The following is a 24,927-nucleotide window of genomic DNA, read 5'->3' as shown; positions in this document are numbered from 1 at the left end:
AAAAGGAGAACCAGATGAACGAAAATGAACGCAAGGTCGTGGTGCGGCGGATGCTGCTGCTCATTGCAGTGGCCTGTATCATCATGGGGCTGTATACCTTCCGGCTGATCTTTTTGCAGCTGGTCAACGGAGACAGCTTCAAGGCAAAAGCCACCACCACCACGGATTATAAGTTCACGGTCACCGCCGCGCGCGGCAATATCGTGGACAGCACCGGCAAGCGCATTGCCACCACCAGCACCGGCTATAATGTGGTGCTGAACAAGCTGCAGATGGGAGATCAGGATCTGGACACCATGTTGCAGCAGATCGTGGAGCTTTTGCGCCAAAACGATGAAAAATGGCTGGACACCCTGCTCATCAGTGAGCCGGACGCCGTCGGCAACTATACCTTTACGGACAGCGCCGACAGCACCAGCGACCAGAAAACGCTGGCAGACATGAAGGAGACGCTGGGCTTGCAGCAGTACGCCACCGCCAACGATGTGATGGAGATGCTGGTGGAGAAAAACCATCTGGAAAGCTTTTCTCTGCCGTGGCAGCGGGTACTGGCGGGTATCCATTATGAGATGGACCGGCAGGCCTTTTCCAACGTGAACAACTTCATCATGGCAGAAAACGTCAGTCAGGTGACGGTTGCTGCCATCAAGGAACATTCCCTCACTTTGCCGGGCGTGGAGATCGTGGAGACCAGCACCCGTAGCTATGAGCAGGGCGATATCCTCCCCGCTGTGCTGGGGCGTGTGGGCAAGATCACCGCCGAAAAGTGGAAGGTGACCGACGAAAACGGTCAGGTGACCTATCCGCTCAAGGAAAAAGGCTATAACATGAACGATGTGATCGGCATCTCTGGCCTTGAATCCGTGTACGAGGACGAGCTGCGCGGCAAGGACGGTGTGGAGACTATTACCCGCAATTCGGACGGCGTGATCGTGGATACCAAGATCACCACTGTGCCGGAGCCGGGGCATACCGTGCAGTTGACCATCAACAGCGACTTTCAGCGGGCGGTAGACAAGGCCCTTGCCAATAACATCGATATGATCAACCGGGTGTACAACACCGGCGATATGAAAGCCGCCGCCGGTGCTGCGGTGGTGCTGGATGTGAAGGACGGCAGCGTGCTGGCGGCTGCGAACTACCCCAGCTTTGACCAGAACCTGTACGCCACCAACTATTCCGAGTACAGCGCTGACCCCAGTCTGCCCCTGTTCAACCGGGCGCTGCAAGGCCTGTACACTCCCGGTTCTACCTTTAAACCTGCTGTGGCAGTGGCGGCGCTGGACAGCGGCCTGATCAACCAGTACTCCACCGTCAACTGCACCGGCGTGTACACCTATTATAAGGATTACCACCCCCGCTGCACCCGCCACGGCCACAGCGGCAACATTGATGTAGTCACTGCCATCAAGTGGAGCTGCAACATCTTCTTCTACGACGTGGGCCGCCGCCTGACCAGTGACGTCTACGATGCCTACGCCTACAAGCTGGGTCTTGGGCAGCGCACCGGCGTGGAGGTCAACGAGGCTGTGGGACGCCTGACCAAAAAGACGGATAAAAACTACACCTCATCGCTGGATATTCAGGCCGCCATCGGGCAGGGCAACACGGTGGTAAGCCCCATCCAGCTGGCTACCTACGCCGCCACACTGGCCAACAACGGCGTGCGCTACCGCACCCACTTTGTCAAGGCCATTCTGGATACCAACACCGGCGAGGTGCTCAGTGAGACCCAGCCGGAGGTGATGGATATCATCGAGGGCAACGGCAACACCTTTGATCTGGTGCGGCAGGGCATGACACTGGTGCCCAGCACCATCAGCGGCAAGATCTCCAGCTACCCCATTGCCATCGCCTGCAAGACCGGCACCCCCCAGCGCAGCGAGACCTACGCCTCTGGCAAGCACTACCTGAACGCCATGATGATCGCCTATCTCCCGGCAGACAACCCGGAGATCGCCATCGGCATTACGGTGGAGTACGGCGGCTACGGTGCCCGCACCGGTGATCTGGTGGTGGATATCGCCAACGCCTACTTTGCCATGAAGGACGGCACGCTGGAGGTTGACCCCTATGTGGACCCGCGCACCGTGGTGCAGGAGGATGCCGCAGCATCGGATACCGCTGCCCAGACCGCCCCGGATGCTGCGAATGATGCACAGACCGATGCGGCCGCCGCAGAACCGCAGCAGACGACCGCGCCTGCAGGGGTGACAGAGGAAGAAAACAACGATGCAATGCTTGCGCAGTAAAGCGCAGCTGCGTGCAAAGTGCTGAATTTGAACGAAAATTTGAATATTGTGTCCAAAAACCTGTTGTAAATGAGTTGCGTTTGTGATATCATGTATAACAAAGGAAATTTATCAAGCGTTTTATATATAAATGTTTCAATAGAGGAGAGATCTACAGATGACGATTGCCCTGATCGCGCATGACTCCAAAAAGGAGCTGATGGTTCAGTTCTGCACGGCATACTGCCGTATTCTGAGCCAGCATAAATTGGTGGCGACCGGCACGACCGGCAAACTGATTTCCGAGGCCACCGGCCTGCAGGTACAGCGTTTTCTGGCCGGTGTGCAGGGCGGCGACCAGCAGATCGCGTCCCGCATTGCCTGCAACGAGATCGACCTGCTGCTGTTCTTCCGCGACCCCATCAATGCAAAGCCCAGCGAGCCGAACGAGATGACCCTGCTGCGCCTGTGCGATGTGCACAACATCCCCATGGCTACCAACATTGCTACTGCTGAGGTACTGATCCATGGACTTGAGCGCGGAGATCTGGACTGGCGCGATATCGTGCACCCGCAAAACTAAGATATGCAAAAGAAGCGCTGCATCGTACAGATGCGGCGCTTCTTTTTGCTTTGCCGGTAAAAATGCAATGCGTGTTTGCCGTGGTGTCAGACCGTTCCGTTCACTTTAAAATCCTGTGCCATCTCCTGCACGTCGGCGGCGGTAAACTCGCCCAAGGGCAGCAGCAGCCGGGCAAGGGTGTCCTGCGGCAGCGCCGCCAGTGCGGCGCTTTCGTCCAGTGCAGCATCCACGGCGGGGCAGACGGTGTGCACACCATCGCTGCCCAGCTCTACCCGGGCGTGGTGCCCGGTGGCAACGTACTGGATGCCCAGCTTGTCGGCAGCGGTCAGCAGGGCGGCAAAACGTGCATCGTTGCCGCTGCCCAGCACCTCGGCGGGCTGGTCTGCCAGTGCTTCTGCCTTCAGTACGATGCACTCGATGCCAAGAGCCTCGGCAGCCTGCCGTGCGGCTGCGGCCCAAGTGCTCTGGTCAGCAGCCAGCTGCACCACAGCTCCGGCCACGCCGAAGCCCTGCTGCTGCAAAATGCGCACCACAACGCCGCAATCCACGGAGCCGTCCATGCTGACAAGCACTTTGTCCTGTGTTTCGTAGGTGTCGAACCCGTTGCCGGGCAAAAATGCGTCGCTCATGTTCCTTGCCTCCCGCCATGTGCTTTGCTTTGTGCTACGGCCAGCTGGTCGCAGCGTTCGTTTTCAGGGTGGCCTGCGTGGCCCTTTACCCAGACGTAGGTGATCTTGTGCCGTGCCTCCTGCTCCAGTGCCTGTGCCCATAAGTCCGGGTTCAGGGCAGGGGAGCCGTCGGCTTTTTTCCAGCCCCGGCGCTTCCAGCCCTTGGCCCAGCCCTTTTCCAGCCCGTTGATCACATACTGGCTGTCGGAGCACAGCCGCACCTCGCAGGGCTCCTTGAGCTGGCGCAGCGCCTCGATAAAGGCCGTCAGCTCCATGCGGTTGTTGGTGGTGCTGGCGTCGCCGCCGCTCAGTTCCTTTTCGTACACCTTGCCGTCAAAGCGGTAGCGCAGCACCGCACCCCAGCCGCCCGGGCCGGGATTGCCGCTGCAAGCGCCGTCTGTGTACACCTCTACCTGTTTCATGGGGTTCTCCTTATAGAATAGAATACCTTTATTTAGCGCTATTTTGCCCGGGATGTCAAGAGCCAATGTATACGCCGGCCCGGTTTTGCCAAACCTTGGAATTGACAAAACCGGTGCGAGATACTATACTTAGCGTAACAAAATGCGTATAGGGGTGCACCAAAGGTGTGCGCCCGGCTGTTCCGGCAGAAACGCCACGGTCGCATCGAACAGATGGACTTACCTGGCCAAGAATCTCTTGCGGAACCAACAGCGCTGCTGCAAAAAGCACGCTGAACGATAAATTCTATACGATGCATCAACCGGAAGCCGATGCAGTTTCAGGTGCTTCCCTTGTGCAAGGTACGGCTGCTCTCCCCGGCGGAGCGCGGTCTGGCTTGCAATTGAATCTGGAGGTAAAGAATGGCTCAAGCAAAAGAAAATAACCCCGCACCCCGCGCAAAAGCTCCGGCAGCGCCCAAGGCAGCCGCCGCAAACGGCACTGCTCCCGCAGGGGAAAAGCGTGCCCGCCCCACCACCCGCCGCCCCTACTATAACCGCCGCCCGCGCCGTGCGCAGCAGCCCAAGGAGGCAGCGACCCCCATCCATATCTACCCGCTGGGCGGTCTGGGCGAGGTCGGCAAGAACATGACCGTCTACGAGTGCAACGGTGATATGATCATCGTGGACTGCGGCTTGGTGTTCCCGGACAGCGAGATGTTCGGCGTGGATATGGTCATCCCGGACTTCACCTTTGTGGTGCAGAACAAGGACAAGATCAAGGGTCTGCTCATCACCCACGGCCACGAGGACCACATTGGCAGCATTCCCTATCTGCTGCAAAAGATCAGCCTGCCGGTGTACGGCACCCGCCTGACCTGCGGTCTGATCAAAAACAAGCTGGAGGAGTTCGGCCTTGCCGGCAAGACCAAGTTTGTGGAGATCGTGCCCCGTCAGAAGATCAAACTGGGCTGCTTTACCGTGGAGCCTATCCATGTGAACCACTCCATCCCGGATGCCGTGGCCTTTGCCATCGACAGCCCCGCCGGTACCATCATCCAGACCGGCGACTTTAAAATCGACTACACCCCGCTGGCCTGCGGCGTGACCGACCTGTCCACCCTGTCCGAGTACGGGCAGCGCGGTGTGCTGGCTTTGCTGAGCGACTCCACCAACGCGGAGCGCCCGGGCTTTACCGCCACCGAGCAGAAGGTGGCCGCCGGTGTGCGCAGCCTGTTTGCCCGCGCCCGCAATAAGCGCATTATCATTGCGACCTTTGCCTCCAACATCTACCGCGTGCAGCAGATCATTGATCTGGCCGTGGAGGATGGCCGCAAGGTGGCCTTCAGCGGACGCAGCATGGTCAACAACACCGCCATGGCGCAGGAGTTGGGCTATATGCACATCCCGGAGGGCACCCTGATCAGCGTAGACGAGCTGAACCAGTACCCGCCGGAGCAGGTGGTGCTGGTGACTACCGGTAGTCAGGGCGAGCCCTTGAGCGCGCTGAGCCGTATGGCCTCCTGCAGCCACCGTCAGGTGCGAGTAGGCCCCGGCGACTTCATCATCATTTCCGCAAACCCCATTCCCGGCAACGAAAAGAGTGTGACCAAGATCGTCAACGGTCTGCTGCTGCTGGGCGCAGAGGTCATCTACGAGAGCATGTACGATGTGCACGTTTCCGGCCACGCCTGTCAGGAGGAGCAGAAGCTGATGCTCACCCTGACCAAGCCCAAGTACTTCCTGCCCGTGCACGGCGAATATAAGCAGCTGAAAAAGCACGCCCTCACCGCTGCAAGTCTGGGCATTCCCACCAGCAATATCCTGATTGCCGAAAACGGCTCCAACGTTATCCTCTCGCAGGACGAGATGAAGCTGGGCGAGCCGGTGACCGCCGGTGCCGTCATGGTGGACGGCCTTGGCGTGGGCGATGTGGGCAACGTGGTGCTGCGGGACCGCAAGCACCTTTCTGAGGACGGGCTTGTTATCATCGTGGCCACCGTGGACAGCAAGACCGGCAAGGTGCTGGCCGGGCCGGATCTGGTAAGCCGGGGCTTCGTGTATGTGCGCGAGAACGAGAGCCTGATGGACGGCGCCCAAAGCATTGTGGAAAATGCACTGGAGCGCTGTGTGGACGAGCACGTCCGGGACTGGAACAGCGTAAAGACCCGTGTGCGTGAGGCGCTGAGCAGTTATATCTACCGGCGCACCAAGCGCAGCCCGATGATCCTGCCGATCCTGATGGAGGTCTGACCCGGGCGCACCGCAAGGCGGTGCAGCGTCTGAGGAGGCAAAAAAACCAATGAAACGTAAACCAAGATGGACACTGGAAATGCTCACGGCCAGTCTGGCGGTGCTGTGCGGCCTTTTGCTGCTGGCGCTGCTGGTGCAGCGCCCCATGGCATGGCCGCTGCTGGCTGTGCTGGTGGTGCTGTGGGGCATAGGGGCAACCCTGTTCCGCTGCAAGCTGCGCAGCTGGGTGGTGCGCTGGACAAGCGGCACCACCTTTGAAAAATCCAAGGTGCAGTTCAGTCTGGAGCCCCTTTCCCAGCCTGCGGCGCTGCTTTCCGGCGAGACGGTGCTGTGGTACAACAGCCAGTTCCGCACCCGTCTGCTGGGCGGGCAGGATGTGCTGGCCAGCCGGGTGCAGAAGCTGCTGCCCGGGCTGGATCTGCAATTGTGCCGCAAGCGTGAGGGACAACTGCTGACCCTTGCTGACGGCTACTGGAGCGTGCACAGCTCCACCGTGCCCGGCGAAGCCGAAAGCATGACCCTGCTGGTGCTGAACGAGGAGACTGAGCTGCGCCGCATCGAAGCAGAGTACAAGGCCAGCCGTCCGGGGTATCTTGCCTTTCAGCTGGACGGCTACGATGATGTGTTCGGGGATCTGATGGACAGCGAGCGCGCCCGCCTGCTGGAGGGCGTCAACCGCATTCTGGAGGATATGATCGGGCGCGGCAGCGGCTTTCTGCGCCGGGTAGGCAGCGGCGGCCGCTACATCGCAGTGGTGGAGGAGCGCCAGCTGGAGCAGTTCGCCAACCGCGGCTACGATGTGCTGGATAAGATCCGCGCACTGGACCCCGGCGTGAGCCTTTCGATGTCCATTGGTATCGGACGCGGGGCACGCACCCTGCGGGAAGCGCAGGATATGGCCGAGCACGCGCTGGATATGGCGCAGGGACGCGGCGGCGATCAGGCCGCTGAGATGACGCTGGACGGCTTTACCTTCTACGGCGGCGTGAGCCATGGTGTGGAAAAGCGCAGCAAGGTGCGCAGCCGCCTTGTGGCCGACCAGCTGGTCAAGCTGATCAAGGAAGCCGACCATGTGGTCATCATGGGTCACCGCATGAGCGATCTGGATGCTATCGGCGCAGCCGAGGGCGTGCTGCGCATTTGTAAGATCTGCGATGTGCCGGCGGTCATCGCCGTCCGGCGGGACGCTACGCTGGCGGCCAGTCTGATCGATGCGCTGTGCAAGGCGGGGCAGAAGGATGACTTCATTGACCCCAAGGACGCCCTGCCCATCATTTCTAAGCGTACCCTGTGTATTGTGGTAGATACATATCAGGTTGGTCTTGTGGAAAGCAAGGACATTCTGGAAAAATGCGGCAAGGTTGCTGTTATCGACCACCACCGCAAGGGCGTGGGCTACATCGAAAACCCGGCGCTGGTCTGCCACGAGCCCTATTCTTCCTCGGCCAGCGAGCTGGTCACCGAGCTTTTGCAGTATGTGGGCGAGCGGGACGACAAGCCCAACCGCATCGAGGCCGAAGGTCTGCTTGCCGGCATTCTGCTGGATACGCAGGACTTTACCCTGCACACCGGTGTGCGTACTTTTGAAGCCGCTGCTGCACTGCGCCGCTACGGCGCAGAGACCGAGCGGGTGCGCAGGCTGTTCGATGTGACCATGGTGGAGTACAACGCCAAGGCTGATCTGGTGGAAAAGGCGCAGATGTACAAAAACTGTGCCATCTCCATTGGCGGCGAGGTCGCCCCGGAAGCCCGGGTCGCCATTGCGCAGGCCGCCAACGACCTGCTGCGCATTCAGGGCGTGGACGCCAGCTTTGTGGCAGTGCAGGTGGGCAATGGGGTAAACATCTCTGCCCGCAGCATGGGTGCCGTGAATGTGCAGGTGATCATGGAGTCGCTGGGCGGCGGCGGTCATCAGACCATGGCAGCAGCCCAGCTGAAGCATATCACCCCGCAGGCGGCCCGCAGCCGCATTCAGGATGCCATCGACCAATATTATCTCTCCCAGAAAAAGACTACGCCGGAAGCACGACCGGCAAAAGGGGAATAAAACATGAAACAGTACGATTATCTCATCGTTGGTGCCGGTCTGTTCGGTGCCGTGTTTGCCCACGAGGCAAAAAAAGCAGGCAAAAAGTGTCTGGTCATCGATAAGCGCGACCATATCGCGGGCAATATCTACACCGAGAATGTGGAGGGCATCAATGTGCACCGCTACGGTGCGCATATCTTCCACACCAACAACAAGGCTGTGTGGCAGTATGTGAACCAGTTTGCAGAGTTCAACCGCTACACCAACAGCCCGGTTGCCAACTACCATGGCCAGATCTACAATCTGCCCTTCAACATGAACACCTTCAACAAGATGTGGGGTGTTGTGACCCCTGCCGAAGCCAAGGCCAAGATCGAAGAGCAGAAGGCCGCTGCCGGCATCACCGACCCGCAGAACCTCGAAGAGCAGGCCATCAGCCTTGTGGGCACCGATATCTACGAAAAGCTCATCAAGGGCTACACCGGCAAGCAGTGGGGACGCCCCTGCACCGAACTGCCCGCTTTTATCATCAAGCGCCTGCCGGTGCGCTTTACCTACGACGACAACTACTTCAACGCCCTGTATCAGGGCATCCCCAATGGCGGCTACACCGCCATGGTGGAAAAGATGCTGGCTGGTACCGAGGTGCGCCTGAACGTGGATTATCTGGCCGACAAGGCTGCGCTGGACGCACTGGCTGAGAAGGTGGTCTACACCGGCCCGGTGGATGCCTACTTCGGCTACCGTCTGGGCGCGCTGCAGTACCGCAGCGTCCGCTTTGAGACCGAGGTGCTGGATACCGACAACTATCAGGGCAACGCGGTGGTCAACTACACCGATGCCGAGACCCCCTATACCCGCATCATCGAGCACAAGCACTTCGAGTTCGGCACCCAGCCCAAGACCGTCATCAGCCGGGAGTACAGCGCCGAGTGGAAAAAGGGCGACGAGCCTTATTATCCCGTCAACGACGAGAAGAACGGTGCATTGTATGCGCAGTACAAGGCACTGGCCGATGCCGAGCCGGGTGTGATCTTCGGCGGCCGTCTGGGCGAGTATAAGTACTACGATATGGACAAGGTCATCGAGGTAGCACTGGACGTGGCCGCAAAGGAACTGGCGTAAATGCCCCGCTTCCTCTTGCCCAAAAACGACAAATGCGCTATACTATTACCATAAGACTGCACCGGTTTTCCGGTGAGAAGTGAGGGATACTATCATGAAAGTGATTCTGAAGCAGGATATCAAGGGCATCGGCAAGAAGGACGAGATCCACGAGGTCTCCGACGGCTACGCCCGCAACTACCTGTTCCCGCGCAAGCTGGCCGCTGTGGCGGATGCCAGCGCTGTGAACATGGCCCGCGGCAAGGAGGCCGCAGCCGATTTCCACGAGGCTGAGAATGTGGCAGCCGCCAAGGCTCTGGCTGCCAAGATCGAGGGCAAGACCGTGACCATCAAGGCCAAGGGCGGCGCATCCGGCCGTCTGCACGGCAAGGTGACCGGCAAGGAAGTTGCCGAGGCACTGGCTGCGCTGGCAGGTGCACCCATCGACAAAAAGAAGATCGAGCTGGAGACCAAGGACATCAAGGATGCCGGCGTGTTCAATGGCAAGGTCCGTCTGTACGTTGGTGTCGTGGCTTCCTTCAAGATCCAGGTGGAAGTGGAACAGGCCTGATCTGTGTGCCGTTTGCGCCCCCTCACAGCAGGGGGCGCTTTTTGGCTTTACAGGAAGCTTTGGATTTTGGATAAGGACAAACTACTATGCCGAACGAACGACGTTATTCCAATGAACTGAATCTGGAGAGCGTGGGCATCAATCTGCCCTACAATATGCAGGCAGAGCAGAGCGTGCTGGGCGCGGTGCTGCTCAAGCCCGACACCCTGACCGATCTTGTGGAGATCCTCAAGCCGGAAATGTTCTACACCCGGCAGAATGCCCAGATCTGGACCGAGATGCTGCGCCTGTTCACCAACGACCAGACCATTGATTTTGTCACCCTGCTGGATGCAGTGGTGTCCGATGGGGTGTTCCCCAGCGCAGACGAGGCCAAGATCTATCTGACCGGTCTGGCAGAAACGGTGCCCAGTATCTCCAACGTAAAGGCCTATGCCCAGATCGTGCAGGAAAAATATCTGGTGCGCCAGCTGATGGGGGTCGCCAAGGACATTTTGCAGGACGCCGGGGACGAGCCGGACGCCGACCTTCTGCTGGAAAACGCCGAGCAGCGCATCTACGAGATCCGCTCCGGTCGCGATTCCAGCGCCCTGACCCCGCTTTCGTCCAGCATGGTGGAAACACTGACCAATCTGCAAAAGATCAGCGGCCCGGATGCGGATAAGTACAAGGGCATCCCCACCGGCTTCCGTCTGCTGGATACCGTGCTTACCGGCCTTGGCCGCGGCGATCTGATCATTCTGGCAGCTCGTCCTGGTATGGGTAAAACCAGTTTTGCACTGAACATCGCCACCCGCGTGGCCATGCAGCAAAAGGTGCCGGTGGCCATCTTCAGTCTGGAAATGACCAAGGAGCAGCTGACCAACCGTATCCTCTCGTCGGAGGCCGGTATCGACAGTCAGGCCTTCCGTACCGGTGCGCTGCGCGCCGAGGACTGGGAGTATCTGGCACTGGCCACCGAAAAGCTGCACGATGCACCGATCTATATGGACGACACCTCCGGCATTACCATCACCGAGATGAAGGCCAAGATCCGCCGGGTGAATCAGGACCCTGCCCGCCCCAATGTGGGCCTGATCGTCATCGACTATCTGCAGCTGATGACCACCGGCCAGCGCAGCGAGAACCGCGTGCAGGAAATCAGCTCCATCACCCGTAACCTGAAGATCATGGCCAAGGAGCTGAATGTGCCCATCATCGCGCTGAGCCAGCTGTCCCGTGCGGTGGAAAAGCAGGGCAACAACTCCAGCCACCGCCCGCAGCTTTCTGACCTGCGCGACTCCGGTTCTATCGAGCAGGACGCAGACTGCGTTCTGTTTTTGTACCGCGATTCCTACTACGCCAGCCAGAACCCGGACGGCGCCGAGGTGGATGCCGATACCGCCGAGTGCATCGTGGCAAAGAACCGTCACGGCGAGACCAGCACCGTGCCGCTGGGCTGGGATGGTGCCCACACCCGCTTTATGGATGTGGACTTCAAGCGCTGATGGATGCCGCGATCCTTGCCCGGGTGGAGGATTTCTGCACCCGGGAGGGGCTTTTGCAGCCCGGCGCACCGCAGCATCTGGCAGCGGCAGTCTCTGGCGGCGCGGACAGCATGGCACTGCTGCTCTTGCTGCGGCAGCTGCAGCCGAGGTTCGGCTATACGCTCTCTGCCTGCCATGTGAACCACGGTCTGCGCGGGCAGAGCGCCGACCGGGACGAAGCCTTTGTGCGGGCAGAATGCGCCCGCTTGGGCGTGCCGCTGCGGGTGTTCCATGCCGCAGAGCTGGCCTCGCCCCCGGCACATGCCGGGGAGGACTGGGCGCGCCGCCTGCGCTATACGGCCTTTGCGCAGCTGCAAGGGCAGGGGATAGATGCCATCGCTACGGCCCATACTGCAAATGACCAGGCCGAAACGCTGCTGCTGCGGCTGGCGCGCGGCACCGGGCTGCACGGCGCGGGCGGCATCCGGCCAAGGCGCGGGTGCTACCTGCGTCCGCTGCTCTGCCTGAGCCGCGCCGAGACCGAGGCCGTCTGTCGGGCAGCGGGGCAGACGTGGGTCACCGACGAGACCAACGATACCGATGCCTACGCCCGCAACCGGCTGCGCCACAGCGCTCTGCCTGCGCTGGAAAGCACCAACGCAGCGGCGGTGCAGAATCTGGCACGGTTCTGTGAGAAGGCCGCGCGGGCGGATGCCTACCTTGCCGCCGGGGCTGCAAAGCTTCTGGCGGCGGCACGCCTGCCCGGCGCAGAACCGGCGTGGCAGCTGGCACCTTTGCAGGCGGCAGACCCGCTGCTGCTGGAAACTGCGCTGCACAGCCTTGTGGCTCCGGTGCGGGACGCAGAGGAAAAATATGTGCAGCTGCTGTGTGCCGTGGTGCGGCAGGGCAGCGGCGCAGTACAGCTGACCGGACAGGTGCGCTTTTGCGCCGGGAACGGCTGTCTGCGGCAGGAAACGCTGCCGCAAGCGCTGCCCGGACAGCCGGAGAACCTGCCGCCGCAGCTGCCCTTTTTGCCCGAAAAACAGCCGGAATTCCGGCTGCGCGGGGGCTGGAAAGGGAAAGCAGAGCTGTTAAAAGCCGATTTTGAAGAAAAAATACAAGTCGTTCATAAAAAAGACTTAAAAAATCGGGCGGATTATGCTAGAATAACTACGTTGTACACTAGTCTTGTTCTGCGTGCCCGACAGCCGGGAGACCGCTTCCGGCCTGCGGGGCGGGGCTTGAGCAAGCCGCTGCGTAAGTGGATGAACGAGGCCGGTGTCCCGAACGAACTGCGGGATACGCTGCCGCTGCTTGCCAGCGGAAGCGAAATTTTATGGGTGTGTGGAGAAGGCTTTGCCGATGGCCTTGCACCGGACACGGAAAGCAGATGGATCCTGCACTTGGATGCAGAGATCGAAACACAGGAGGAAAAAACAAATGAGTATGCACGATGATATCAAGACCGTTCTGGTCAGCGAAGAGCAGCTGAAGGCCAAGGTGGCAGAGCTGGGCGCTCAGATCAGCCGGGACTATGCCGGTAAAAATCTGGTGCTAGTGTCCATCCTCAAGGGCTCGGTGGTCTTTATGGCCGACCTGATGCGGGCTGTGAGCATCCCCTGCAATATCGACTTTATGGTGGTCTCCAGCTACGGCGGCAGCAACACCACCACCAGCGGTCTGGTCAAGATCATCAAAGATCTGGACGGTGATCTGTCCGGCAAGGACGTGCTGATCGTGGAGGACATTCTGGACACCGGCGTCACCCTGTCCAACCTTGTGCCTATGCTCAAGATGCGCAACCCGAACTCCGTCAAGATCTGCACGATCCTTGATAAGCCCAGCCGCCGCAAGGCCAATATCCAGCCGGATTACGAGGGCTTTCAGGTGCCGGATGAGTTCGTGGTGGGCTACGGTCTGGACTACGATGAAAAATACCGCAACCTGCCCTATGTCGGCGTGCTGAAACCCGAGGTCTACACGAAGTAACGTGTCCATTATAAAAATCCAGAACTGGAGTTGATTTTTTTGCAACCGAAGAAACCCCGTTTCAATCCGCTGGTGATCGCCATTGTGCTGGCAGCCGTGCTGATGGTGTGGTCGGTGCTGGGCGGCACCGGCGGCAGCGCCAACGGCTCCTCTATGGCATATTCCACGGTGGTACACTATTTTGAGAGCAATCAGGTCACCAAATTCTCGCTGGATCTGAATACCGGCGTGATCACCATGACCCTGAAGGAGGGCGCACAGGAGCTGCCCAACGCTGCCGAGCAGAGCACTGCCCAGTCCACGGGCGGGCTGCTTTCCGGTCTGCTGTCTTCCTCTTCCTCCGCCCCCACCGGGGTAAAGAAGAACGAGGACGGCACCGAGACGGTCAGCTACAAGCTGCCCTACGCCCGGATGTTCGTGGACCATGTGTCGGACTACATCGCCCAGTACGATGCAGCCAACCCCGATGCGCCCATGGTGTACGACTATGTACCTGCCAAGGAGACCATCCCCTGGATGGAGATCCTGTTCTATCTGGCCATGCTTGGCTGCACCGGCTTTTTGCTGTTCTCCATGATGCGCGGCGGTGCTGGTGGCGGCGGCATCATGAACGTGGGCAAGGCCAAGGTAAAGGACGAGCACGAGAACAAAAAGACTGCCACCTTTGCCGATGTGGCCGGTGAGGACGAGGAAAAAGAGGAGCTCAAGGAAGTTGTGGAGTTCCTCAAGAGCCCGGATAAGTTCAATACGCTGGGTGCCCGCATCCCGCATGGTGTGCTGCTGGTGGGCCCTCCGGGTACCGGTAAGACCCTGCTGGCGCGTGCCTGTGCAGGCGAGGCCGGGGTGCCCTTCTATTCCATCTCCGGCTCTGACTTTGTGGAGATGTATGTCGGCGTGGGCGCCTCCCGTGTGCGTGACCTGTTCGATAAGGCCAAAAAGACCATGCCTTGCATCATCTTTATTGATGAGATCGATGCCGTGGGTCGTCAGCGCGGCGCAGGTCTGGGCGGCGGTCACGATGAGCGCGAGCAGACTTTGAACCAGCTGCTGGTGGAGATGGACGGCTTTGAAGCCAACGACGGCATCATCGTCATGGCTGCCACCAACCGTGCTGATATTCTGGATAAGGCGCTGCTGCGCCCCGGCCGCTTTGACCGTCAGGTCTATGTGGGTCTGCCGGATGTCAGGGGACGCGAGGAGATCCTGAAGGTGCATACCCGCAACAAGCCCCTTGCACCGGACGTCTCCCTGAAGGTCATTGCCCAGCGCACTGCCGGTTTTGCCGGTGCAGACCTTGAGAACCTTGTCAACGAAGCCGCGCTGCTGGCTGCCCGCCGCAACCGCAAGGCCATTACCATGGAGGATATCGAGGAAGCTTCCATGAAGGTGATGGCTGGCCCCGAGAAGAAGAGCCGCGTGGTCACCCCGGAGGAGAAAAAGCTCACCGCCTACCACGAGGCCGGTCATGCAGTGGCAGGCTTCTACTGCAAGCACCACCCCCGCGTGCACGAGATCACCATCATCCCGCGCGGTCAGGCCGGCGGCTACACCATGTATCTGCCCGAGAAGGACCGCAGCTATGTGACCAAGGGCGAAATGTTTGAGGACATCGTGTCCAGTCTGGGCGGCCGCGTGGCCGAGCAGCTGATCTTGGAGGATATCTCCACCGGCGCCTCCAACGACCTGCAGCAGGCTACCAACATCGCACGCCAGATGATCACCCGCTACGGCTTCTCCGAGCGTCTGGGCCCCGTGGTCTACGGCACCTCGCAGGAGGAGACCTTCCTTGGCCGCGACCTTGGTCAGGGCAAGGGTTACAGCGAGACCACCGCTGCCGAGATCGACAGCGAGACCCGTGATATCATCGACGAGGCCTACGAGACCTGCCGCCGCACCCTGACGGAGCACATCGACCAGCTCCATGCGTTGGCCAAGGCTCTGATGGAGCGCGAAAAGCTCAACGAGGAGCAGTTCAACACCATTATGGCCGGCGGCACTCTGCCCCCCTGCGAGGATGCAAAGCCTGAGCAGGCGCAGCCCGACCAGACCGTGCAGCCTGCCCCGGTGCAGCCCGCAGAACCTGCCCAGACCGCTGAGCGCGCCGAACCCGCCGAGCAGGCCGAGCCTGCCCAGCCGGAAGCGCCGCAGCCAGACGCCCCGGAGCAGCAGGACTAAGCTTTTTTAAGAAAAGGAGCGAACATCGTGGAGGAAAATTTTAACCCGGTCGCCCAGACCCGCGCAAACTACTATACCCCCGGCAGCCCGGTGCAGTTCGTCTGCGTGGAGCTGCTCAAGGGGGACGTCAGCGGCGAGCACGCTGTCTGCCTGACCTTCAAGAATATTTCCCGCGTGACCCTGACCGCACTGGAGATCCACTTCAAATGCAAAGGCGTGGACGGTGTGATCCTGTGCGAGGATAAGTTCGAGTATCGGGATCTTCAGGTAAAGCCCGGCGAGCTGTTCGGGCAGGACGATGCCGTGTTCATCACGGCAAAGGCCATCACCAGCGTGGATGTTTCGCTGTGCAATGTGTACAACGGCAAGCGTGTGGTGCATCTGGACGGTATCAAGCGTGTGCGCCTGCCCGCACCCCGCCGTCTGGCTCCAGAGCTGCAAAAGACGCTGGAAGCCCGCATGAACCGCACCGGGCTCAAGTATCAGCCGCAGGTGTTTGAAAACGGCTGGTACTGCGCCTGCGGTGCCTTCCACCCCACTGAGGAGGACACCGTTTACTGCTCGGAGTGTGGCTGTGACCGCATTCTGCTGCAGAACGCGCTGAATACCCTGTTGCAGCCCGCCGCCCCGGCAGATGAGATGGAAATGCCCCTCAGCGCCCCGGCGGCGCCCGCAGCGTCCGCTGCGGTGGAGGAGCCTACCCGCATCGTGGGTGTAGCCCCTACCGCCCCGACAGCGCCCGTAGAGGAGCCCACCCGGGTCATGGGCGCAGCGGCTTACCAGCCGAAGGCTGCCCCCGTCCAGCCCATCTCGGAGCCTACCCGTGTGCTGGACGCCGCTGCCCGCGCACCGATTTCCGGTGCTGCTGCGGCAGACGAGGGCACCCGCGTGATGCCCGCCGCTGCCCACCGTCCGGCACCGGCTCCGGTGCGTCAGCCCGCGCCTGTGGAGGACGATGACGAGGAGTACGAGGACAGCCGGGACAGCGTGGCAGAAGCGCTGATCCGCTGGGTGCCGCCCATTACGGCCATCCTGTGCGCAGCCATTGCGCTTTGCGGCTTTGTGTACTACCAGTTCGTGCTGTAAAATAAGATTCATCCCGGCGGAGGGGGCAGCGTGCCTTCTCCGCCTTTTGTGTGCATTGCACAGAAAGGAAATGCCATGCCGGAACAAGCTTTACAGGTGGCTTTTGAAATCAAGACCGCCTGCGATGAGATCAGCCGCCGCCTGCTGCGCTGGCACTGGGAGCGCAAGCCCGGGGCGCACAGTCTGGACGCGCTGCTGGAGCATATTGCCGCCCGCAAGCAGGAAAGCCCGGATTATTATGACCGTATGCCGGATCTTACCGGCAAGACCAGCTGGCAGCAGCTGGACACTACCCTGTGTATGCGGGTACTGCTGGACCCGGAGACTGATGCTGCCAGCCCGCTGGACTTGCTGGGCAACACGGCGCACCCCTCTGCCGCCCGCCATGCCTGCAACGCCATCCGCACCGCCCGCAACGAAGCTGCCCACGCGGCAGTTGCAGCAGACGGCGCACAGGCGGCGCTGCTGTTCAACGAGGCCATCGAGGCGCTGGAAGAGGGCTACGCCGGTACCGCCTTTAAGGAGAACGAACTGGCGCAGTATTACCGCGAAGCCGAGGACTACCTGAGCCGGTGCAGCGAGGGCAAACCTCTTAAAGCGCGCCAGAGCAGCCCGCAAAACACACAGCAGGGGAAAGCTGCTGCCCGCAGCAAGCCCCGCAGTGCACAGCAGACCCGCAGCACCAAAAACACTGCCGCCCGCAGCCGCAGCACCGGTACAAAGCAGAGCCGCGGCACAGCCTCCCGCAGCAAAAAGCAGCAGACCGGCGGCGAAAGCAAGGCAGCGCTGGGCATTATTTTGGCGGTGCTGGTGCTGGGGCTTATCGCACGCGCCATTAGCATGGGTTTGCTGTAAACGCAACGTTTTTTGCAAATCTGGAGGTAAATTGGAAAGCGAAAACGGCTGCGTTGTACAAAACAACCAAAAAAGTAGCGGATAGCCCCGCAGAAAAACGGTCATTGCACCTCTTGCGGGAAATATGAAACGGATTTATAATAAGCATGAAAACGTTTACACATTACCGCCGGAGAGGGAACGGAGAAAAACCCATGACCATCAGTGATATTGCAAAGCTGGCAGGCGTTTCCAGTGCTGCGGTCAGCCGCTATTTGAACGGCGGCCCTCTCAGCGAGCAGAAGCGTGCCGTGATACAAGCTGTAGTAGAGCAGACCGGCTACAGCCCGGACACTGCCGCCCAGACCCTGCGCACCGGCAAGGTGCGTCAGGTGGGGGTCATTGTGCCCAGCATCAGCTCCCAGTCGGTGGGGCAGATCACCAGCGGCATTGCAACCGAGCTGGGCGCAAGCCGCTACCTGATGCTGCTGGCTGACACCGAGCTGGACGAGCAGATGGAACTGGAATACCTTACAGCATTGCAGCGCAACCATGTGGCCGGGATCATTTTGCTGGGCTATGATTCCAGCCCGCAGCTGTGCAAGGCGCTGAAGGACTGCCGTGTGCCTGTGGTGGTAACAGGGCAGCGCTTTGCAGACCTGCCCTGCGTTTATAACGACGACCGCTCTGCCGCCCGCGACCTGACCCGGAAGATGCTGGAGCATGGCCGCAAAAATATCGTGTACATCGGCGGCAGCGAGCAGGACGCTGCCACCGGCGCGGCCCGCCGTCAGGGTGTGCAGGATGCGCTGCGAGAGGTGGGACTAAATGCAGATGGTCTGCCCCGCGCCTGCTGCGCTGTCTTTTCCATGGAAGAAGGACAACGCTGCATGGAGGAGCTGCTGGCGCGCTGCCCGCAGCTGGACGGTGTGATCTGCGTGACCGACACCGTGGCCTTTGGCGCTTTGCAGGTGCTGCGCGCTGCCGGACGCAGGGTAGGGGAGGATGTCGGCCTTGCAGGCATCGGAGATAACTGGGCGAGCAAGGTAGTGCAGCCCGGCTTGACCACCATCCGCTTCTACCAAAAGCAGGTAGGGCAGGAGGCCGCCCGGATGTTGCTGCAAAGCCTGGAGCATACCGGGCCGGACGCTGCGCCGGTGCGCCAGACCACGCTTGGCTATACGCTGGTAGAGCGCGGCTCGCTGTAAAAAAGAGGAACAAATGAAACAAAAACTGATCTTTTTAGATATCGATGGCACTCTGCTGCCCCCGGGCGAGATGCTGATTCCCCAAAGCACGGTGGAAGCGCTGCGCAAGGCGCGTGCCAACGGCCATAAACTGTTTCTGTGCACCGGGCGCAACCTGCGCATGACCCAGCCGCTGCTGCACTACGGCTTTGACGGCGCGGTATGCAGTGCCGGCGGTTATGTGTTCTGCGGGGACAAGGTGCTGGTAGACCTGCCTATGGAGCCGCAGCTGGCAGAGGGTGTGCGCAGCGCCATGGAGCGCCACGGTGTAGAGTGCACGCTGGAAGCGCGGGACGCCACCTACGGCAGCCTGAAGATGATCGAGCGCTGGAGCTTCACCCACCGGGATGCAGGCCCTCTGAACAGCGAGGCCGCCCGCTGGCGCAAGGCCATGGAGGACGGCATGACCATCAGTCCACTGGCTGATTACAAGGGCGAGCCGCTGTATAAGATCGTGTATATCGCGGAGCACAGCGAGGACTTGGACGAGGCCAAACACCTGTACGAGGATCGCTTTGTGTTCTGTGAGAGCAAGCTGGACGGTCTGGACGGCGGCTATGTGAACGGTGAGCTTATCAACCGTAAATTTGACAAAGGACGCGGTATCAAGGCTGTCTGCGACTATTTGGGCGTGCCCCTGCAGGACAGCATCGGCTTTGGCGACAGCGACAACGACCTGCAAATGACCGATGTGGTCGGCATCAGCGTCTGTATGGCCAATGGCTCTGCAAGCCTGAAGCAGCGCTGCGACCGCATTGCTCCCTCGGTGTATGAGGATGGCATTGCTAAGGAGTTTGCAGCTTTGGGGCTGATTTGAAATTTCTTTTTGTGAAAATAGGGCAGGAGAACGTCCGCAGACGTTCCCCTGCCCTAATATTATAAATAATACTTTTGCATCATTTTGTAACAAAAAGAGCGCTGCACGGTATTTTTGTGCGGCGCTCTCTTTATATTGACAGATCAGTAGTGCAGATCCTCTGCGGTCAGGCCTTCCAGCACGGGCAGCATAGCAGCGGCCTCGGCCTTGGCAGCGGGCAGATCCATATCGCGGTAGTTGCCGCACTCCACCTCGCTGGCACCGGGCACGGCGCCCTCAAAATCAGCCATAAAGCGGTAGGCGTCCACCGTCAGCTGCAATGCCTGCGCCGGGGTCAGACCCCGGGTCAACAGGTAAAAACCGGTGCGGCAGCCCATGGGGCCAACATAAATCACCCCGTCCTTCACGGCACTGTTGCGCGCGTAGGTGGCAAATAGGTGCTCCAGCGTGTGGGCAGCGGCGGTGGTCAGGTAATCGCCCTGATTGGGCTTTTTCATGCGGATGTCCCAGGTGAGCACATCGCCGTCCTGACGGCTCAGATACATTCCGCGCTCCAGCCGGGTGTGATCCACGCAAAAGCTTGCGATACGTTCCATACTACGGTTCTCCTTTTATGTCTTAGCCCTGCAGGCGCTGCACACTGCCGTGTGCGCAGTCCACAGCCACCATCAGACCATCGCGGATGTGGCTGGTAGCACCGGCGGCACCCACAACGGTGGGCTTCAGCAGTGCCTTGCCGGCAATAGCAGCGTGGCTGTTCAGGCCGGGCTCCTCTACCACCAGAGCGGCAGCATCGCGTACAAAGCTCAGCATCTCGTTGCTGGTGGAAGGAACCACCAGCACCATGCCGGGCTTGAACTTGGCGCGCACCTCGTCCATGGTGCGGCAGACGCAGGCCTTGCCGCTGGCAACATCGTTGTTCTCGGGGCCGACACCCACGCCGGTAGCCAGACAGTTGCCCACCATGTGGATCTTGATCATGTTGGTGGTGCCGGAAACGCCCACGGGCACGCCTGCGGTCACAACAGCCAGCTCACCGTTGTGCAGGTAGCCGTTCTCCTTGGCCAGAGCGGTGGACATCTCGATCAGCTCATCGGTGCTGTGTGCCAGAGACATCATCAGCGGGGTGATGCCCCAGCTCAGGGACAGCTGACGCTGCACCTGCTCGCGCATGACGCAGGCAATAATGGGCTGCTGCGGGCGGTACTTGCTCAGCAGGCGGGCAGTAGTTCCGGACTCGGACACGGTAACGATGGCGGCGGCGTTCACATCCCGTGCAGTCAGGCAGGCGGCATGGGCGGTAGCGTCAGAGACGCTGATCTTGCCGGGGTTGGAATCCATCATGCGACCGCGCAGATGGAAACCCTCCTGCTCGGTGCGCTCGGCGATGGCAGACATGGTCTTGAGCGCCTCCACAGGGTAGGCACCGGCAGCGGTCTCACCAGACAGCATAATGGCAGAGGTGCCATCGTAGATGGCGTTTGCTACGTCCGAGATCTCGGCGCGGGTGGGGCGGGGGTTCACTATCATGCTGTCCAGCATCTGGGTAGCGGTGACGATGGGCTTGCCAAAGGAGAAGGAGCGGTCGATGATGGTTTTCTGGATGCCGGGCAGCTCGGTGAAGTCGATCTCCACGCCCAGATCGCCACGGGCCACCATCACGGCGTCGGCAGCAGCCAGAATGCTGTCGATGTTGTTCACGCCCTCGCGGTTCTCGATCTTTGCAATGATGCGGATGTTGGAATCGTACTGGTTCAGCAGGTTGCGGATATCGTACACGTCCTGTGCGGTGCGCACAAAGGAGGCGGCGATGAAATCGTAACCCTGCTGGATGCCGAAGATGATGTCATCCTTATCGCGCTGGCTCATATACGGCATGGACAGGTGCACGCCGGGAACGTTGACGCCCTTCTTGTTCTTGATCTTGCCGCTGTTCAGTACGGTGCAGACGATGTCGGTGTCGTTCACGGTCTGGATCTGCAGCTTGATCAGGCCGTCGTCCAGCATGATGGTGCCGTTCGGCTCCACGTCCATGGGCAGATCCTTGTAGGTGATGGAGCAGATCTCGTTGGTGCCCTCCACATCGCGGGTGGTCAGGGTAAAGGTCTGGCCTGCAACCAGATTCTCAACGCCGTTCTTGAAGTCCTTCAGGCGGATCTCGGGACCTTTGGTGTCCAGCAGTGCGGCCACGGGCTTACCCAGCTCCTCGCGCAGAGCCTTCAGCTTTTCAAGGCGACCCAGATGCTCCTCGTGGGAACCGTGGGAAAAATTGAAGCGGGCCACGTTCATGCCGTTGGCGATCAGATCGCGCAGCACGCCTTCCTTATCGGTGGAAGGGCCAAGGGTGCAAATAATTTTCGTCTTTCTCATGCAATATACCTCCGTCAACTCTCTCTTACCTATATCCGGCACAGCATCCCTGCAGGCTGCTGTGTATGACCAATGGGAGCCAAAGCTCTCGGTACAGCGGGTTGGTTTGTATGGCAGAGTGGAAAAACCCAAAACTCTACCACCTATTATTATAATCATTCCGGCGCAAGAGAGCAAGAGGAATTTTTGCTTGAATACAAGTTTTTGCATCTGCTGATGCCCAAAGAAAAGATTGTAAAACTTTTAACGATGCGCCGCAGCTTTCTGTGTGCTGTCTGACAGGGAAAACTGCTGCAAAACGCAAAAACGGATAAGACCGCACAAGGCTGCTTCCTCTTGCATCCGAAGGGCTTTTTGCTTATAATAAGGGTAATAAAGTAGTACTGTTCCGGGGTGCGCCCCGGAGAAATGGAGTGACCATTATGGAAAAACGCGTTTTTCTGATCGTTCTGGACAGCTTTGGCATTGGCGCAGAGCCGGACGCCGCTGCCTTTGGCGATGCAGGCACCAACACCCTGGGTGCCATTGCGAACCACCCCAATTTCAATTGCCCCAACCTGCGCAAGCTGGGCTTGTTCAACATTGACGGCGTGACCGCAGGGGAGAGAACGGATGCCCCGGCGGCTGCCTTTGCCCGCCTGCAGGAGCAGAGCATGGGCAAGGATACCACCATCGGTCACTGGGAGATCGCCGGTGTGGTCAGCCCGGAGCCGCTGCCCACCTTCCCCGAGGGCTTCCCGGAGGAGCTGATCCGGGAGTACGAGCAAAAAACCGGCCATAAGGTACTGTGCAACAAGCCCTATTCCGGCACGCAGGTACTGAAGGACTACGGCGAGCAGGCCATGCGGGAAAACGCCCTCATCGTCTACACCAGCGCTGACAGCGTTTTTCAGGTGGCTGCCAACGAAGAACTGGTGCCGGTGCACGAGCTGTACCGCTATTGTGAGATCGCCCGGGAAATGCTCAAGGGCAAGTACGGCGTGGGTCGTGTGATCGCCCGCCCCTTCTTGGGCAACAGCGCCGACACCTTTTACCGCACCACCAACCGCCACGACCTGAGCCTGAAGCCGCCCCGCGCCACCATGCTGGATCTGTTAAAGGATGCCGGTAAGGACGTGATCGCTGTGGGCAAAATCTACGATATCTTTGACGGCGAGGGCGTGACCGAAAAGATCAAGACCACCGGCAACACTAATGGCATCGCCTTTACCAAGGCTTTGCAGACCCGGGATTTTGAGGGTCTGGCTTTCGTGAATCTGGTGGACTTTGATATGCTCTACGGCCACCGCCGCGATGTGGCAGGCTACGCTGCCGCCGCCACCGAGTTCGACCGTTTTCTGGCTGATTTCCTGCCGGGGATGCGGGAGGGTGACCTGCTTATGATCACCGCCGACCACGGCTGCGACCCCTCCTACACCAAGACCACCGACCATACCCGTGAGTATGTGCCGTATCTGGTCTGCGGCAAGGGCGTAAAGGCGGGTATGGATCTGGGCACCAAGCTGTGCTTCGGCACCATCGCCAAGACCATCTGCGAGTATCTGGAAGTGGACGCTTCCACGCTGGACGGCAAGAGCGTATGGCAGGAGATCCGGGCATAAAACGCCCCCAAAAACAGTAAGAACAGGAGCGTGAAACGATGCGTATTTATGATCTGATTGCAAAAAAGCGGGATGGCGGCACCCACACCCGGGAAGAGCTGGAAGCTATTGTCAACGGCTTTGTCTGCGGAGATGTGACCGACTACCAGATGGCTGCATGGATGATGGCGGTGTATCTGCGCGGCATGACCAATGAGGAGACCGCTGAGCTGACCGATGTGATGGCGCACAGCGGCGTGATGGTAGATCTTTCGCCCATTCCGGGCATCAAGGTGGACAAGCACTCCACCGGCGGCGTGGGCGACAAGACCACGCTGGTCATCGCGCCCATCGTGGCAGCCTGCGGGGTGAAGATCGCCAAAATGAGCGGCCGGGGTCTCGGCCACACCGGCGGCACCATCGACAAGATGGAGAGCGTGCCCGGCACAAAAACTGCCCTCTCGCAGGAGGAGTTCTTTGCACAGGTGAACCGGATTGGTCTGTCGGTCATCGGCCAGAGCGAGGGTATTGCGGTGGCGGATAAAAAAATGTACGCCCTGCGGGACGTTACTGCTACTGTCAGCTGCATCCCGCTGATCGCGTCCAGCATCATGTCTAAAAAGCTGGCCTCCGGTTCGGACGCCATTCTGTTGGACGTCACCACCGGCACCGGTGCTTTTATGAAAACTGTTGACCAGAGCATTGAGCTGGCGCAGCTGATGGTTGCCATCGGTACCCACCACGGCCGCCGGGTAGCTGCCATGATCACCGATATGGACACCCCGCTGGGGCACAACATCGGCAACAGTCTGGAAGTGATGGAGAGCATGGACGTGCTCAAGGGCCACGGCCCGGCAGACCTGACCGAGGTGTGCCTGCAATTGGCGGCCAACATGCTGGTACTGGCAGGCAAGGGCGATGCCGCCCACTGCCGCGCTATGGCCGAGGCGGTCATTGCGGACGGCTCTGCCTTTGCCAAGTGCAAGGAAATGTTTGCCGCACAGGGCGGCGACATCCGGGTGCTGGATGATTACAGCCTGTTTGCACAGCCCGCCGCCAGCTATGAACTGCTGGCTGAACAGGACGGCTACATCGTGGCCAACGATGCCGAAAAGATCGGTTCTGCCAGTGTGCTGCTGGGCGCAGGCCGCCAGAAAAAGGGTGACCCGCTGGATTTTGCCGCCGGCATCACTCTGCACAAAAAGCGCGGCGACTATGTGCATAAGGGCGAAAGCCTTGCCACCTTCTACGGCGCAGCGGACAAGTTTGAAGCCGCTGCCGCCGAGTACCGCAGCGGCCTTGTGTACGGCGCGGAAAAGCCGGAGGAAGCTCCGCTGGTGTACGCCCTTGTCACCAAGGACGGCGTAGAGCGGTACTGAGAAACTCCCTCAGTCGCGGCGATTGCCGCGCCAGCTCCCTCTGGGAGGGAGACCAAGGAAAACTGCATTTTCCTTGGGATGGAATCGGGCTGGCGCACAAACGCCAGCTTCGATTTCATCGAGCCGTCTGCAAGACCGCAATTT

At 60.0% G+C, this 24,927-nt stretch carries 20 protein-coding genes; 16 read left to right on the top strand and 4 right to left on the bottom strand.

Annotation, left to right across the window (positions count from 1 at the left end; all coding sequences use genetic code 11):
• Window positions 1-14: 14 nt before the first annotated feature.
• Both WMO44_RS04790 and mgsA read left to right on the top strand, forming a co-directional pair.
• Window positions 15-2,252 (top strand): peptidoglycan D,D-transpeptidase FtsI family protein, encoded by a 2,238-nt coding sequence (locus WMO44_RS04790; RefSeq protein WP_349151915.1) that lies wholly within the window; start codon window positions 15-17, stop codon window positions 2,250-2,252.
• A 157-nt stretch (window positions 2,253-2,409) separates the two neighbouring features.
• Entirely contained in the window at window positions 2,410-2,814 is a 405-nt protein-coding gene (gene mgsA, locus WMO44_RS04785; protein ID WP_005923510.1) for a methylglyoxal synthase, read from the top strand.
• A gap of 86 nt (window positions 2,815-2,900) precedes the next feature.
• Here the strand turns inward: mgsA and WMO44_RS04780 are convergent, their stop codons facing one another.
• A complete protein-coding gene (locus tag WMO44_RS04780) occupies window positions 2,901-3,443 on the bottom strand; it encodes a hypothetical protein (protein ID WP_349151914.1) in 543 nt (180 codons plus the stop codon).
• Complete coding sequence (gene rnhA / locus WMO44_RS04775) at window positions 3,440-3,904, bottom strand: ribonuclease HI (RefSeq protein WP_015537876.1); 465 nt, start codon at window positions 3,902-3,904, stop codon at window positions 3,440-3,442. Before rnhA ends, WMO44_RS04780 begins: the two co-directional genes overlap by 4 nt.
• 402 nt (window positions 3,905-4,306) lie before the next feature.
• Between rnhA and WMO44_RS04770 the strand changes: the two genes are divergently transcribed.
• The 12 genes from WMO44_RS04770 to WMO44_RS04715 all read left to right on the top strand — a co-directional run bounded on the left by WMO44_RS04770 (window position 4,307) and on the right by WMO44_RS04715 (window position 19,454).
• Window positions 4,307-6,136, top strand: coding sequence for a ribonuclease J (locus WMO44_RS04770; protein ID WP_349151913.1), 1,830 nt, complete (start codon window positions 4,307-4,309; stop codon window positions 6,134-6,136).
• A 49-nt stretch (window positions 6,137-6,185) separates the two neighbouring features.
• A complete protein-coding gene (locus WMO44_RS04765; RefSeq protein ID WP_199680536.1) occupies window positions 6,186-8,183 on the top strand; it encodes a DHH family phosphoesterase in 1,998 nt (665 codons plus the stop codon).
• A gap of 3 nt (window positions 8,184-8,186) precedes the next feature.
• Entirely contained in the window at window positions 8,187-9,290 is a 1,104-nt protein-coding gene (gene glf / locus WMO44_RS04760; protein WP_055185047.1) for a UDP-galactopyranose mutase, read from the top strand.
• A 94-nt stretch (window positions 9,291-9,384) separates the two neighbouring features.
• Window positions 9,385-9,840, top strand: a complete 456-nt coding sequence (gene rplI / locus WMO44_RS04755; RefSeq protein ID WP_005923531.1) for a 50S ribosomal protein L9 — start codon at window positions 9,385-9,387, stop codon at window positions 9,838-9,840.
• A gap of 86 nt (window positions 9,841-9,926) precedes the next feature.
• Entirely contained in the window at window positions 9,927-11,327 is a 1,401-nt protein-coding gene (gene dnaB, locus WMO44_RS04750) for a replicative DNA helicase (protein ID WP_097779667.1), read from the top strand.
• A complete protein-coding gene (gene tilS, locus WMO44_RS04745; protein WP_349151912.1) occupies window positions 11,327-12,763 on the top strand; it encodes a tRNA lysidine(34) synthetase TilS in 1,437 nt (478 codons plus the stop codon). The genes dnaB and tilS overlap by 1 nt, the downstream gene beginning before the upstream one ends.
• Window positions 12,747-13,295 (top strand): hypoxanthine phosphoribosyltransferase, encoded by a 549-nt coding sequence (hpt, locus tag WMO44_RS04740; protein WP_015537883.1) that lies wholly within the window; start codon window positions 12,747-12,749, stop codon window positions 13,293-13,295. Before tilS ends, hpt begins: the two co-directional genes overlap by 17 nt.
• A 30-nt stretch (window positions 13,296-13,325) precedes the next feature.
• Window positions 13,326-15,470 carry an ATP-dependent zinc metalloprotease FtsH gene (gene ftsH, locus WMO44_RS04735; RefSeq protein ID WP_349151911.1) on the top strand — a complete coding sequence of 715 codons (2,145 nt, stop codon included), beginning with the start codon at window positions 13,326-13,328 and terminating at the stop codon, window positions 15,468-15,470.
• Between the two features lie 27 nt (window positions 15,471-15,497).
• Entirely contained in the window at window positions 15,498-16,556 is a 1,059-nt protein-coding gene (locus tag WMO44_RS04730; RefSeq protein ID WP_349151910.1) for a hypothetical protein, read from the top strand.
• Between the two features lie 75 nt (window positions 16,557-16,631).
• Window positions 16,632-17,411 (top strand): hypothetical protein, encoded by a 780-nt coding sequence (locus WMO44_RS04725; protein WP_349151909.1) that lies wholly within the window; start codon window positions 16,632-16,634, stop codon window positions 17,409-17,411.
• Window positions 17,412-17,605: 194 nt separating this feature from the next.
• Entirely contained in the window at window positions 17,606-18,598 is a 993-nt protein-coding gene (locus WMO44_RS04720) for a LacI family DNA-binding transcriptional regulator (protein ID WP_055185059.1), read from the top strand.
• A 13-nt stretch (window positions 18,599-18,611) separates the two neighbouring features.
• A complete protein-coding gene (locus tag WMO44_RS04715) occupies window positions 18,612-19,454 on the top strand; it encodes an HAD family hydrolase (RefSeq protein ID WP_349151908.1) in 843 nt (280 codons plus the stop codon).
• Between the two features lie 143 nt (window positions 19,455-19,597).
• Here the strand turns inward: WMO44_RS04715 and WMO44_RS04710 are convergent, their stop codons facing one another.
• Together WMO44_RS04710 and pyk are read right to left on the bottom strand one after the other, a co-directional pair.
• A complete protein-coding gene (locus tag WMO44_RS04710; protein WP_249240220.1) occupies window positions 19,598-20,050 on the bottom strand; it encodes an S-ribosylhomocysteine lyase in 453 nt (150 codons plus the stop codon).
• 22 nt (window positions 20,051-20,072) lie between these two features.
• The gene (gene pyk / locus WMO44_RS04705; RefSeq protein ID WP_249254224.1) at window positions 20,073-21,824 is read right to left on the bottom strand and encodes a pyruvate kinase; all 1,752 of its coding nucleotides are present in this window, start codon (window positions 21,822-21,824) and stop codon (window positions 20,073-20,075) included.
• Window positions 21,825-22,246: 422 nt separating this feature from the next.
• On the opposite strand from pyk, the gene WMO44_RS04700 reads away from it, so the two are divergent.
• Window positions 22,247-23,425: a phosphopentomutase gene (locus WMO44_RS04700; RefSeq protein ID WP_349151907.1), complete on the top strand. Its 1,179-nt coding sequence runs from the start codon at window positions 22,247-22,249 to the stop codon at window positions 23,423-23,425.
• Between the two features lie 38 nt (window positions 23,426-23,463).
• Window positions 23,464-24,783 (top strand): thymidine phosphorylase, encoded by a 1,320-nt coding sequence (locus tag WMO44_RS04695; RefSeq protein ID WP_349151906.1) that lies wholly within the window; start codon window positions 23,464-23,466, stop codon window positions 24,781-24,783.
• Window positions 24,784-24,927: the final 144 nt, after the last annotated feature.

Source organism: Faecalibacterium tardum (assembly GCF_040096515.1).
In the GTDB taxonomy this organism is placed as follows: Bacteria; Bacillota; Clostridia; order Oscillospirales; family Ruminococcaceae; genus Faecalibacterium; species Faecalibacterium tardum.
Note: the sequence above shows the minus strand (reverse complement) of the source record. Positions and strands in the feature narration are given on the sequence as shown.